The organism is Paraburkholderia ferrariae NBRC 106233, from assembly GCF_000685035.1.
Classification (GTDB): Bacteria; Pseudomonadota; Gammaproteobacteria; order Burkholderiales; family Burkholderiaceae; genus Paraburkholderia; species Paraburkholderia ferrariae.
Genome location: NZ_BAYB01000035.1, coordinates 69456 through 82470, shown reverse-complemented (window position 1 = coordinate 82470; position 13015 = coordinate 69456). Strand labels below are relative to the sequence as shown.

Below are 13015 nucleotides of genomic sequence, written 5' to 3'. Positions count from 1 at the left end.
CATCGTGTGCGCCTCGCCTGGTACTACGACATATTACGGACGGCTTCCGGTCGGGAACGGCCATGCTGCAGCCGGGTTCAGCGCCGTTTTCACCGTTGCAGCGGGCGCGGCCGGTTGCGCAACGGGGGCAGCAGGTGCGGGAGCGGCAGCCTTCTTCGCAGGCGCCTTCTTGGCAGCCTTCTTCGCAGCAGCCTTCTTCGCAGGCGCCTTCTTGGCTGCGGTCTTCTTCGCCGCGGCCTTCTTCGCCGGCGCCGCCTTCTTCGCAGCAACCTTCTTTGCAGCAACCTTCTTCGCAGGCGCCTTCTTGACCGCAACCTTCTTCGCTGCGGCCTTCTTCGCCGGTGCTGCCTTCTTCGCAGCAACCTTCTTCACTGCGACTTTCTTCGCTGCGACCTTCTTGGCAGCAACCTTCTTCGCTGCGGCCTTCTTCGCCGGTGCTGCCTTCTTCGCAGCAACCTTCTTCACGGCGACTTTCTTCGCTGCGACCTTCTTGACCGCAACCTTCTTCGCAGCCGCCTTCTTGGCCGGTGCTGCCTTCTTCGCTGCAACCTTCTTCACTGCGACCTTCCTGGCCGCCGGTTTCTTCTTGGCAGTTGCCATTTTTCTTCTCCTTCAGGTTCAGATGAGAGTTAGTTCAAACACACCCTTCGTCAAAACCCGCTTCCCGCGAACGCTTCTCACGGCGCACACTACGAAGCGGGCTATTCATCGGCGTACGCTGATCCCGCGCGCTTACGCTAATGAATGCGGTAAGGCGCGCAGTGCCCTCGGGCACAGCGCGCCAGGTCAACCCGGCGTCGGATACCGACGCCGGCCAACGTTCGTTGAGGGCGCGGGCCACACGGCCTGCGCCTTTTTCCGGGGGGAAGTTTGCCCATCCCTCTGAAGGGTTCGCAAAGTGCCAGTCGTATCGGTAGGCCACCGGGGCCCCGGGCACGCTTTGCATCAGGCGTTCCTGCTCCTAATCATCTGGCCGGCACCTCGCGCGCGTCGCGTGACGCTGCGCGGCCGGCATCCCCAAAAGACTTGATCCGCAGTGCGTCCGGGTTATTCCCAGGACAGCGCACCGCCCGTCTGATATTCGATCACGCGCGTCTCGAAGAAGTTACGCTCCTTCTTCAAGTCGATCATCTCGCTCATCCACGGGAACGGGTTTTCTTCGTTCGGGAACAGCGGGTCGAGACCGATCTGCTGGCAACGACGGTTGCAGATGAAGCGCAGATAGCTCTTGAACATCGCCGCATTCAGACCCAGCACGCCGCGCGGCATGGTGTCTTCGGCATAACGGTATTCGAGGTCCACGGCCTGCTTGAACAGATCAGCGATCTCTGCACGGAACGCGGGGGTCCACAGGTGCGGGTTCTCGAGCTTGATCTGGTTGATGAGGTCGATGCCGAAATTGCAGTGCATCGACTCGTCACGCAGGATGTACTGGTATTGCTCCGCCGCGCCGGTCATCTTGTTCTGGCGGCCCAGCGCGAGAATTTGCGTGAAGCCGACATAGAAGAACAGGCCTTCCATGATGCAGGCGAACACGATCAGCGACCGGAGCAGTGTCTGGTCGGCTTCGAGCGTGCCGGTCTTGAAGGCGGGATCGGTCAGCGTCTGGATGAACGGGATCAGGAATTCGTCCTTGTCGCGGATCGACTTGACCTCGTGGTACGCATTGAAGATCTCGCTCTCGTCCAGACCGAGCGACTCGACGATGTACTGGTAAGCGTGCGTGTGGATCGCCTCTTCGAACGCCTGGCGCAGCAGGAACTGGCGGCATTCGGGCGCCGTGATGTGGCGGTAGGTGCCCAGCACGATGTTGTTCGCGGCAAGGGAGTCGGCCGTCACGAAGAAGCCGAGGTTGCGCTTGACGATGCGGCGCTCGTCCTCGGTCAGCCCGTTGGGGTCCTTCCACAGGGCGATGTCGCGGGACATGTTGATTTCCTGCGGCATCCAGTGGTTCGCGCAGCCGGACAGGTACTTCTCCCAAGCCCACTTGTACTTGAACGGGACCAACTGGTTCACGTCGGTCTGGCCGTTGATGATGCGCTTGTCGGCGACATTCACGCGCGCTTCGGACGACACCGGCGCTGCGACCGGCGGGGCGACCGCGAAGTCGTTGGAGAAAATGTTCTCCGCCGTGGAAACCTGAGGAGCAAGACGCTGACCGAACTGCACGTCGGCGTTCGAGACGGCGAATCCCGCGGGGTTGCGCACTGCGTTTTGCTGCGCACCGCTCGACGGAGTTACGGCCGTGTTCTCGTCATCCCAGTTGAGCATAAATGTCACCATCAATTTAGATCGGTTTGTACCATCTTTTCGTGAGCGATAAAAGGGTTCGCACACGAAAATTCCTTTTTTCGAATCGCATTGCGACCTGCATACAACACTTTGTGATTGCAACGCGTCGATCGAGTCGTGCGTTCGATGCGATGACGATGCATGCGAAGGTCGTCGCGCGATTCGCGCAAGCCCTCGGCCACTGTGTTTCGCGTTGCGCGTTGCGTACTTCGTGCGGCGTGTGTTGAGTGCATCGGCGAAGACGCCAGGGATTCCTGATGCCTTCGCTCGCCGGCCTCTCTTGCGTGAGTCGCGGCATGTCTGCCGTGCGTAACGAGAAGGAGGCCGGAGGTGAGCCGTCGTGCGCGACGCCGGGTTGGAAGCAAGCGGCGGCAGGCTGCGGATTCGATGCGGGCGGCGCGCGGCGCGCACGCCGCCCTCTGCTTCATCTACTGCATGGAGTGCTGCCGGGCGCTAGCTCACTGGCAGGCTTCGCACTCTTCGAAGCCCGGGTCGCCCGGACGCATCATGCACACGGGGCCTTCCGCTTCCGGTGCCGCTTCCACGGCTTGCTCCGCCGCAGCAGACGCTGCGTTGAGCACCGTCGAACCCGCACCGCCGGCCGCGCCGAACGAGCCGCCGCTGAATGCACCGCCAGCACCGCCGGCACCGCTGCCGCCATCGCCGCCGGTCGGCACTGCGTTCAGCGCGCCGTGCGCGACCGTCGACTTCTCGACGTGCGTGGCCGCCATCGTGCGCAGGTAGTAGGTCGTCTTCAGGCCGCGCAGCCAGGCGAGCTTGTAGACCTCGTCGAGCTTCTTGCCCGACGCGCCCGCCATATAGATGTTGAGCGACTGCGCCTGGTCGATCCACTTCTGACGGCGCGACGCGGCTTCCACGAGCCACGTCGCGTCGACTTCGAACGCCGTGGCGTAGATCGCGCGCAGGTCGGCCGGAACGCGGTCGATGCGCGAGAGCGTGCCGTCGAAGTACTTCAGGTCGGCGACCATCACCTCGTCCCACAGGCCGCGCGCCTTCAGGTCGCGCACCAGGTAGTCGTTGACCACCGTGAACTCGCCCGAGAGGTTCGACTTCACGTAGAGGTTCTGGAACGTCGGCTCGATGCACGCGGACACGCCGATGATGTTCGAGATCGTTGCCGTCGGCGCGATCGCCACGCAGTTCGAGTTGCGCATGCCGTGTGCCGCAATGCGCGAGCGCAGCGCCGCCCAGTCCATCGTCTCGCTCGTGTCGACTTCGACGTAGCCGCCGCGCGCCTCGGCCAGCAGCTTGAGCGTGTCCTGCGGGAGGATGCCGCGATCCCACAGCGAGCCGCGGTAGCTCGAGTAGCGGCCGCGCTCTTCGGCAAGTTCGGTCGAAGCGTAGTAGGCGTAGTAGCACACCGCTTCCATCGAGCGGTCGGCGAACTCCACCGCCTCCTGCGACGCGTACGGCGTGCGCAGCAGGTGCAGGCAGTCCTGGAAGCCCATGATGCCCATGCCCACCGGACGGTGCTTCAGGTTCGAATTACGCGCCTTCGACACCGCGTAGTAGTTGATGTCGATGACGTTGTCGAGCATGCGCATCGCCACGCCGATGGTGCGCTTGAGCTTGTCGTGGTCGAGCACGAAGCTGCCGTCCGGCTGCTTGACCATGTGCGCGACGAGGTTCACCGAGCCGAGGTTGCAGACGGCGATTTCCGTGTCGCTCGTGTTCAGCGTGATTTCCGTGCACAGGTTCGACGAGTGGACGACGCCGACGTGCTGTTGCGGCGAGCGCACATTGCACGGATCCTTGAACGTGATCCACGGGTGGCCCGTCTCGAACAGCATGCCGAGCATCTTGCGCCACAGCTGGGCAGCCGGCATCTTCTTGAAGAGCTTGATCTCGCCGCGCGCGACCTTGTCTTCGTAAGCCGTGTAAGCCTGCTCGAATTCGGCGCCGAACTTGTCGTGCAGGTCCGGGCAGGTGGACGGCGAGAACAGCGTCCAGTCGCCGCCTTCCATCACGCGCTTCATGAACAGGTCGGGAATCCAGTTCGCCGTGTTCATGTCGTGGGTGCGGCGGCGGTCGTCGCCGGTGTTCTTGCGCAGCTCGAGGAACTCTTCGATGTCGAGGTGCCACGATTCGAGGTACGCGCACACCGCGCCCTTGCGCTTGCCGCCCTGGTTCACGGCCACCGCCGTGTCGTTCACCACCTTCAGGAACGGCACCACGCCCTGCGACTTGCCGTTGGTGCCCTTGATGTGCGAGCCGAGCGCGCGCACGCGCGTCCAGTCGTTGCCGAGGCCGCCGGCAAACTTCGAGAGCAGCGCGTTGTCCTTGAGCGCTTCGTAGATGCCGTCGAGGTCGTCGGCAACCGTCGTCAGGTAGCACGACGAGAGCTGCGAGCGGTGCGTGCCCGAGTTGAAGAGCGTGGGCGTGGACGACATGAAGTCGAACGTCGAGAGCACGTTGTAGAACTCGACCGCGCGCGCTTCACGGTCGATTTCGTTGAGCGAGAGACCCATCGCGACGCGCATGAAGAAAGCCTGCGGCATCTCGATGCGGGTGCCGTCCACGTGCAGGAAGTAGCGGTCGTAGAGCGTTTGCAGGCCGAGGTAGCCGAACTGCAGGTCGCGGTTCGCGTCGAGCGCGCTGGCGAGGCGCTTCAGGTCGAACTGGAGCAGCTTGTCGTCGAGCAGGCCCGCTTCGATGCCGCGCTTGATGAACTGCGGGAAGTATTCGGCATAGCGCTGGCTCATCTGCGCCTGCGTCACTTCCTCTTCGAGAATTTCGCGACGGATCGTGTGCAGCAGGATGCGCGAGGTGGCCTGGCTGTACGCCGGGTCCTTCTCGATCATCGTGCGGGCGGCGAGGATGGCCGAGTCGTAGACCTGCGACATCGGCACGCCGTCGTAGAGGTTCTTCACCGTTTCCGCGACGATCGGATCGGGGTTCACCGCCTCGCCGAGACCATCGCAGGCCGAAACGATCAGCGCGCGCAGCGCGTTCAGGTCGAGCGGGCGCGTCACGCCGTTGTCGGTGACGTTCAGGCCCGGCGCGACCGGCGCGGCCGCTTCCTGGGCGACGCCGCGCTCCTGGTTGCGCTTCTCGCGATAGAGCACGTAAGCCCGCGCGACGTTGTGCTCGCCGCCGCGCATCAGCGCGAGTTCGACGTGATCCTGGATGTCTTCGATATGGAAGGTGCCGCCGTTCGGACGGCTGCGCACGAGCGCGCGCACGACGCTCTGCGTGAGCTGCTCGACGAGTTCGCGCACGCGTGCCGACGCCGCGCCCTGCCCGCCGTTGACGGCCAGAAATGCCTTCGTGAGCGCAATCGCGATCTTCGACGGCTCGAACGACACCACGCTGCCGTTGCGGCGGATCACCTTGTAGTCGGCGAATTGCGTCGCGCCCGTCTGGCCGTCCTGCTGCTGGCCACCCAGCGTGTGCGCGGCAGGCGCGCCTTCATACCGGGTCGAGACGTTATCGGTCGTTTGCATGTGCAAAGCTCCTGGTCCTGGAAGTGTGCGAAGTGTGTTCGCGGATTAGATCGAACGCCGCGCCCCCGTGTGCGCGGACGATACTGCGGAGTCGAAAAGCCAGCCTGGCGAGGCTGCCGGATGCGGCAATGCTGATGGGACAAACGTGGTGGCGAATGGGGCCAAACGCATGACGCCGGTCTTCATCGTGGATGCCGCGATCATTGGCTGTACCTTCTCTCTCGATTACAGCCGGTGCGCCGGCTCTCGAGGCCGGGTGCACCGCACAAAGTTCCTTTTCCTATGCCGCTAATGCGCGCGGCGCCGTGCTCGTGGAGCGGGGCGCCGCGGTACAACACAACATATGGTGTGAATCTCTGCTTGCGGTACAAAGTATAGTGGAACTTGCCGGGTGGTCAAACGCCTTTTTTTACTGGTCCTATCTTGACAAGGCGCGAGGCCCGGCGGCGCGGGCGTTGTCGCCCGGCACGCGTTCAAGTGGTCCGCGAGAGGGGCAGGAAACCCCGTGCGCCGGGCGCGGCAGATGCCTCTTCGATGAGCAGCGGCGTGGACTTCCCGCGCGGCTTCGGGTGTGTCATGACGCCGCGTCGAGCGGCTTCCGGTAGGGGAAGAAGGCGTCGCCGAGTTGCGTGTCGTGCTGCAGGCGCGCCCAGTCGAAGTGCGAACCGGGATCGGTCTTGCGGCCCGGCGCGATGTCCGAATGGCCCGCCAGCGCCTCGATCGGATAGTGCGCGACGAGCGCCTTCACGAGCGCCGCCAGCGTGGCGTATTGCGCGGGCTCGAATGCGGCGGTGTCGCTGCCTTCGAGTTCGATGCCGATCGAAAAGTCGTTGCAGCGTTCGCGGCCGAAGAAGTTCGAAGCGCCCGCGTGCCACGCGCGCGCGTCGCAGGAGACGAACTGCTCGGGCGTGCCGTCGCGATGAATCACGAAGTGCGCGGAAACGCGCACGCCGCGCAGGTGCTGGTCGAAGTATGGATGCGCGTCGCAGTCGAGCCGGTTGAGGAACAGATCGGCGATCTCGGGGCCGCCGAACGTGTCGGGCGGCAAGCTGATGTTGTGCACGACGACGAGCACCGGCACCGCGCCCGCGGGCCGCGCCTCGAAGTTCGGCGAAGGCAGGCGGCGGGCGGCGGCAACCCAGCCCTGGGCGTCCACCTCGAAGCGGGGAAGCGCGCCGCTCATCGCGCAGCGCGGTTCTGGCCCTGGCCCGTATGACGCGCGGCATAGGCGCGCGCGTGCTCGTGGCTGCAGAACGACTGCGAGCCCATCGCGACAGACTCGCTCTTCGGCGCATGCACGCCGCACTCGGCGCAGCGGACCATCGGCTCGGGAAGCGCGCCCTGGGCGTTGCCGGCCGCGGCGCCTGCATCGGCCCCCGCAGCGCTACCCGTGCCGCTGGAAGCGCGCCATGCACCCTGCCCGCCTTGCGGATTCGGCCCGGGCTGCGCGCCGGGACGCGACTGCGGCTGCGCACGGCGCAGCGCCCGGACGAACCACTGCCCGACGACGAACAGCAGGATCAGAAGAAGAATCTGTCTCATGGGACCAGTGAAAAAAACTCAGCAAGAAGGCGTCAGGCGGCAGCGCGCGCTCGCACGCGCTCAGACAACGGGCCGGTGCAGCAGCACTTCGAACACGAAGCGGCTGCCGACATACGCGAGCAGCAGCGCGACGAACGACGCGATCACCCAGCGCAGCGCGGCGCGCCCGCGCCAGCCCGAGATCTTGCGCGCGGTGAGCAGCGCGCCGAACATCAGCCACGAGAGGATCGCGAAGACCGTCTTGTGGTCGAGCGACAGCGGGCGGTCGATCAACTGCTCGCTGAACACGATGCCCGAAACGAGCGTGAGCGTGAGCAGCACGAAACCCGCGCTGATGAGGCGGAACAGCAGCTTCTCCATGGTGAGAAGGGGCGGCAGCGTCTCGATCCAGTTCGACAGCCAGCCGCCGCCGCGCGTGCCGGCGTTGCGCTGGAAGCCGCCGCCGCGCAGCGCGTGCAGGCGGCGTTCGACGGCCAGCATCAGCACCGCGTGCAGCGCAGCGATGGCGAAGAGCCCATAGGCGACGTTGGCAATGACAAAGTGCAGCTTGAACATCGGCGCCGCGGCATAGGGCAGCACCCGCACGCCGCCGAACACGAGCGGCAGGAGCGAGGCCACGGCGGCAAGCGGCAGCAGCAGCAGACGCAGCCCGTCGAGCTGGAAGAAAAAGCTCTCGATCCAGTAGATGCCGGCGCCCAGCCAGAACATCGCCGACAACGCGAACGCGAAGCCGAAGATCATTTCGTTGGCCGGAAAGATCGTCATGTGCAGCAGCACCCCGTGCGCCGCGAGCGCGACGAAGAGCAGCGAGCGGGAAAGCGGCCCGAAGCTGCGCGTGCTCGCGGCGCCGGCGGCGCCGCCCGCAACGGGCACCGGCACGGCGCTCGCGCTGCCGAGAAGCGGCTCGATGCCGGCATGGCGCAGCGCGCGCCAGTCGGCGGCGCACAAACCGCCGTACAGGAGCACGGTGAGGGCATACAGTACAATATCCATGTTCGAAGTTTACTATAGGCCCCCTGGTGCGCGCCGGATTAGCTCCGCGCGCCCGAGGCCCGGCCGCACTGCTCACCGCTCCCCATGCTCGACAATCTCACTCAACGGATGGCGCGCGTCGTCAAGACGCTGCGCGGCGAGGCCCGGCTGACCGAGGCCAACACGCAGGAAATGCTGCGCGAAGTGCGTCTCGCGCTGCTCGAGGCGGACGTCGCGCTGCCCGTGGTGCGCGAATTCATCGCCAAGGTCAAGGAAAAGGCGCTGGGCGAGGAGGTGATCAGCAGCCTCTCGCCGGGGCAGGCGCTCGTGGGCGTGGTGCAGCGCGAGCTGACCGCCGTGATCGGCGGCGACTACGAAGGCAAGGCCGCCGAACTCAATCTCGCCGTCACCCCGCCCGCCGTGATCCTGATGGCGGGCCTGCAGGGCGCCGGCAAGACGACCACGGTCGGCAAGCTCGCCAAACTGCTGCGCGAGAAGTACAAGAAGAAGGTGCTCACCGTTTCGTGCGACGTCTATCGTCCGGCCGCCATCGCGCAGCTGAAGACGGTGACCGAGCAGGTCGGCGCCGAATTCTTCCCGTCGCAGCCCGACCAGAAGCCCGTCGATATCGCCAATGCCGCCGTGGACTGGGCGAAGCGCCACTACCACGACGTGCTGCTCGTCGATACGGCCGGCCGCCTCGGTATCGACGAGGCGATGATGAACGAGATCACCGCGCTGCACGCCTCGCTCAACCCGGCCGAAACGCTCTTCGTGGTCGATGCGATGCTGGGCCAGGACGCGGTCAACACCGCCAAGGCGTTCAACGACGCCCTGCCGCTCACCGGCGTCGTGCTCACCAAGCTCGACGGCGACTCGCGCGGCGGCGCGGCGCTCTCGGTGCGCCACATCACCGGCAAGCCGATCAAGTTCGTCGGCGTGGCGGAAAAGCTCGACGGCCTCGAAGTCTTCCACCCGGATCGCATGGCCAACCGGATCCTCGGCATGGGCGACATTCTCGCGCTCGTCGAGGAAGCCCAGCGCGGCGTGGACGTGCAGGCGGCCCAGAAGCTCGCCGACAAGGTCAAGAAAGGCGGCGACTTCGACCTGAACGACTTCCGCGCGCAGCTCTCGCAAATGAAGAAGATGGGCGGTCTGTCGTCGCTCATGGACAAGCTGCCCGCGCAGTTCCAGCAGGCGGCCTCCGGCGCCGACATGGGCGTGGCGGAAAAGCAGATGCGCCGCATGGAAGGCATCATCAATTCGATGACGGCCGCCGAGCGCGCCAAACCCGAGCTCATCAAGGCCACGCGCAAGCGCCGCATCGCGGCGGGTGCGGGCGTGCAGGTCCAGGAGGTCAACCGCCTGCTGAACCAGTACGACCAGATGCGCACCATGATGAAAAAGCTCAAGGGCGGCAACCTGCAGAAAATGATGCGCGGCATGAAGGGCATGATGCCCGGCATGCGTTGATCCCCGGGCATCGGGCGGCGCACGACCTGCGCCGCCCGATGCCCTCTTTCGTAACGCGGCGCGCAAGCTGGAATGCGCGGGTTTATGCTGTAGCGCGCGCCGGCGTTATTTCCCACACTTCATAGCTACAGCCACGGTCCCGCCAGAGTCATGAATCGCGAAGAAGCCCTACACATTTTCCGCCACTCCGAAGAGATCGTTTCGGCGGGCGACGTCAATGCGTCCATCGGCCGGATGGCCGAATCCATCCGCAGCGAAATCAGCGAGGACTTCCCGCTCGTGCTGTCGGTGATGGGCGGCGCCGCCGTGTTCACCGGCATGCTGCTGCCGCACCTCGACTTCCCGCTCGAGTTCGATTACATCCACCTCACCCGCTACCGCAACGCGATCAAGGGCAGCGCCGAGATGCAATGGCGCGTGGCGCCGCGCGAATCGGTGAAGGACCGCGTGGTGATCGTGCTCGACGACATCCTCGACGAGGGCGAAACCATGGCCGCGATCCGCGACCGCATTCTCGCCATGGGTGCGAAGCGCTTCCTCTCGGCCGTGCTGTGCGAGAAGATCATCCCGAAGGCCAAGCCGCTGCACCCGGACTTCTGCGGCTTCTCGGTGCCGGATCGCTACGTGTTCGGCTGCGGCATGGACGCGAAGGGCTACTGGCGTAATCTGCCGACCATCCGCGCGCTGACCGAAGGCGCCTGAGTTTCGGATTGTCCCAGGCGCGTCCCCTCCCATGGGAAGCGGACAAACGGTAGCACCATGAAGAAAGCGGCCCACGGGCCGCTTTTTTTGTTTATACCGCCTCCACCGCCACGCCCGATCGGGCGTCAGAGGTGATGCACGAAGGTGCTGATCCCGGCGAGTATCATCTCCACCGAAATCGCCACGAGCACGAGGCCCATCAGCCGCTCGAACGCCGTCACCACACGCTCGCCGAGCCACTGCTGGATGCGCTCGGCCAGCACCAGCACCACGGCGCACACCACCATCGTCACGGTGAGCGCCCCGATCCACTCGATCATCTTGCCCGGCGCCTGCGAAGTGAGCAGCATGACCGTGGCGAGCGCCGAAGGCCCCGCCAGCGCCGGAATGGCGAGCGGCACGATGAGCGGCTCGTGCTCCTTGTCGCCGCCGCCGAACGGGCCGCCCGGGTGCGGAAAGATCATGCGCAGCGCGATCAGGAACAGCACGATGCCGCCGCCGATGCGCAGCGACGTGTCCGTGAGCCCCATCATCCGCAGGAAGCCGTTGCCGGCCACCATGAAGATGAGCAGGATCACGAAGGCGATCGCCACTTCCCGCAGAATCACGATCGCCCGGCGCGGCCGCGCCACGTGATGCAGACATCCGATGAAGAGCGGAATGTTGCCGAGCGGATCGGTGATGAGCAGCAGCAGGACCGTCGCGGAGACGAAGCTGTATTCCACGCGAGCGTCCCCTGCCGCTTAGCGCGCGAGCGCCGCGCGGACCTTCTGCGCGACGGTCTGCGCGGCTTCTTCGGCGGGCAGCAGCGTCGCATCGGTATCGCGGCGGCCCTGGTACTCGATCTTGCCTTCCTTCAGGCCGCGCTCGCCGATCACGAGACGATGCGGCACGCCGATCAGCTCCCAGTCGGCGAACATCACGCCCGGGCGCTCGCCGCGGTCGTCGAGAATCACGTCCACGCCGGCCTTGACGAGTTCGTCGTAGACGCGCTCCGCGTGCTCGCGCACGAGTTCGCTGCGGTCCATGCCCATCGGGCAGACCACCACTTCGAACGGTGCGATCGCTTCCGGCCAGATGATGCCCTTCTCGTCGTAGTTCTGCTCGATCGCGGCGCCGAGAATACGCGTGATGCCGATGCCATAGCAGCCCATCTGCATGGGTGCCGGCTTGCCGTTTTCGGCGAGGAAGGTCGCGCCCATCGCGTCGGAGTACCTGGTGCCGAGCTGGAACACGTGGCCCACTTCGATGCCGCGGCAGATGTCGAGCACGCCCTTGCCGTCCGGCGACGGATCGCCCTTCTGCACGTTGCGGATATCGGCGACGACCGGCTCCGGCAGATCGCGGCCCCAGTTCACGCCCGTGGTGTGGAAATCCACCTCGTTCGAGCCCACCACGAAATCGCTCATGTTCGCGACGGTCGAATCGGCAATCACCTTCACCGGCTTCTTCGTGTTGAGCGGCCCGAGGTAGCCCGGCGGTGTGCCGAACCATTCGACGATCTCGGCTTCGGTCGCAAAGCGGAAGTTGCCCAGGCCTTCGAGCTTGGCCGCCTTGATCTCGTTCAGGTCGTGGTCGCCGCGCAGCAGCAGCAGCCAGATCGTGGGCTCGGCGCCTTCGTTGTCCGTGGCCAGCACGATCGACTTCACCGTGCGCTCGAGCGCGATGCCGAGGAGCTCGGCCACCTGCTCGCATTTCGCCGCGCCCGGCGTGGCGGTTTTCGTGAGCGCTTCGGTGGCCGGCGCGCGCGCGGCGATCAGCGGCAGCGCATCGGCCGCCTCGACGTTCGCGGCGAAGTCCGAGGTCGGGCAGTAGGCGATGTCGTCCTCGCCCGTTTCGGCGATCACGTGGAACTCGTGCGAACCGCTGCCGCCGATCGAACCGTTGTCGGCCGCGACCGCGCGGAACTGCAGGCCGAGGCGCGTGAAGATGCGCGTGTAGGCGTCGAACATCTTCTGGTAGGACAGCTTGAGGCCGTCGACGTCCTTATCGAACGAATACGCGTCCTTCATGATGAACTCGCGGCCGCGCATCACGCCAAAACGGGGACGGATTTCGTCGCGGAACTTCGTCTGCACCTGGTAGAAGTTCACCGGCAGCTGACGGTAGCTCTTGATCTGGTTGCGCGCGATGTCGGTCACGACCTCCTCGTGCGTCGGCCCCATCACGAAATCGCTCTGCTTGCGGTCCTTGAAGCGCAGCAGTTCCGGCCCGTATTTTTCCCAGCGACCCGATTCCTGCCAGAGCTCGGCCGGCTGCACCGCCGGCATCAAAAGCTCGATTGCGCCGGCGCGGTTCATTTCCTCGCGCACGATCTGCTCGACCTTGCGGATCGAGCGCAGGCCGACCGGCAGATAGTTGTAGATGCCGCCCGCGACGCGGCGGATCATGCCCGCGCGGACCATCAACTTGTGGCTGACGATTTCGGCGTCAGCCGGCGCTTCCTTCAGGGTGCCGATAAAGAAACGGGAGGCTTTCATTCAGATTTTCCAAAAGCGGCGGCCCGTGCGGACCGCCCGAAGAAGGTGATACGGTGGGGATTCCCGGAAAATGGTGCGGTGCCGACATGC

The 13015-nt window shown here is 65.3% G+C and carries 11 protein-coding genes; 2 read left to right on the top strand and 9 right to left on the bottom strand.

The window, feature by feature from the left end; genetic code table 11:
• Nucleotides 1–33 precede the first annotated feature (33 nt).
• The 7 genes from BFE01S_RS30105 to BFE01S_RS30080 form a co-directional block, all read right to left on the bottom strand.
• The gene (locus tag BFE01S_RS30105) at nucleotides 34–600 is read right to left on the bottom strand and encodes a histone H1-like DNA-binding protein (protein ID WP_028228692.1); all 567 of its coding nucleotides are present in this window, start codon (nucleotides 598–600) and stop codon (nucleotides 34–36) included.
• Nucleotides 601–634: 34 nt separating this feature from the next.
• The gene (locus BFE01S_RS46060; protein ID WP_084170249.1) at nucleotides 635–946 is read right to left on the bottom strand and encodes a hypothetical protein; all 312 of its coding nucleotides are present in this window, start codon (nucleotides 944–946) and stop codon (nucleotides 635–637) included.
• Between the two features lie 101 nt (nucleotides 947–1047).
• Nucleotides 1048–2271, bottom strand: coding sequence for a ribonucleotide-diphosphate reductase subunit beta (locus BFE01S_RS30100; RefSeq protein ID WP_028228691.1), 1224 nt, complete (start codon nucleotides 2269–2271; stop codon nucleotides 1048–1050).
• Between the two features lie 479 nt (nucleotides 2272–2750).
• On the bottom strand, nucleotides 2751–5756 hold the full coding sequence (locus tag BFE01S_RS30095; RefSeq protein ID WP_028228690.1) for a ribonucleoside-diphosphate reductase subunit alpha: 3006 nt from the start codon (nucleotides 5754–5756) through the stop codon (nucleotides 2751–2753).
• Nucleotides 5757–6330: 574 nt separating this feature from the next.
• Entirely contained in the window at nucleotides 6331–6939 is a 609-nt protein-coding gene (gene ampD / locus BFE01S_RS30090; protein ID WP_028228689.1) for a 1,6-anhydro-N-acetylmuramyl-L-alanine amidase AmpD, read from the bottom strand.
• Nucleotides 6936–7298 carry a PP0621 family protein gene (locus BFE01S_RS30085; RefSeq protein ID WP_028228688.1) on the bottom strand — a complete coding sequence of 121 codons (363 nt, stop codon included), beginning with the start codon at nucleotides 7296–7298 and terminating at the stop codon, nucleotides 6936–6938. The genes ampD and BFE01S_RS30085 overlap by 4 nt, the downstream gene beginning before the upstream one ends.
• A 60-nt stretch (nucleotides 7299–7358) precedes the next feature.
• Nucleotides 7359–8291, bottom strand: a complete 933-nt coding sequence (locus tag BFE01S_RS30080) for a cytochrome C assembly family protein (protein ID WP_028228687.1) — start codon at nucleotides 8289–8291, stop codon at nucleotides 7359–7361.
• A gap of 84 nt (nucleotides 8292–8375) precedes the next feature.
• Between BFE01S_RS30080 and ffh the strand changes: the two genes are divergently transcribed.
• On the top strand, nucleotides 8376–9743 hold the full coding sequence (gene ffh / locus BFE01S_RS30075; RefSeq protein ID WP_028228686.1) for a signal recognition particle protein: 1368 nt from the start codon (nucleotides 8376–8378) through the stop codon (nucleotides 9741–9743).
• Nucleotides 9744–9893: 150 nt separating this feature from the next.
• Nucleotides 9894–10445: a hypoxanthine-guanine phosphoribosyltransferase gene (locus tag BFE01S_RS30070; RefSeq protein ID WP_028228685.1), complete on the top strand. Its 552-nt coding sequence runs from the start codon at nucleotides 9894–9896 to the stop codon at nucleotides 10443–10445.
• A gap of 125 nt (nucleotides 10446–10570) precedes the next feature.
• Here the strand turns inward: BFE01S_RS30070 and BFE01S_RS30065 are convergent, their stop codons facing one another.
• Both BFE01S_RS30065 and BFE01S_RS30060 read right to left on the bottom strand, forming a co-directional pair.
• Nucleotides 10571–11170, bottom strand: a complete 600-nt coding sequence (locus BFE01S_RS30065; RefSeq protein ID WP_028228684.1) for a MarC family protein — start codon at nucleotides 11168–11170, stop codon at nucleotides 10571–10573.
• Nucleotides 11171–11188: 18 nt separating this feature from the next.
• Complete coding sequence (locus BFE01S_RS30060; RefSeq protein WP_028228683.1) at nucleotides 11189–12925, bottom strand: proline--tRNA ligase; 1737 nt, start codon at nucleotides 12923–12925, stop codon at nucleotides 11189–11191.
• Nucleotides 12926–13015: the final 90 nt, after the last annotated feature.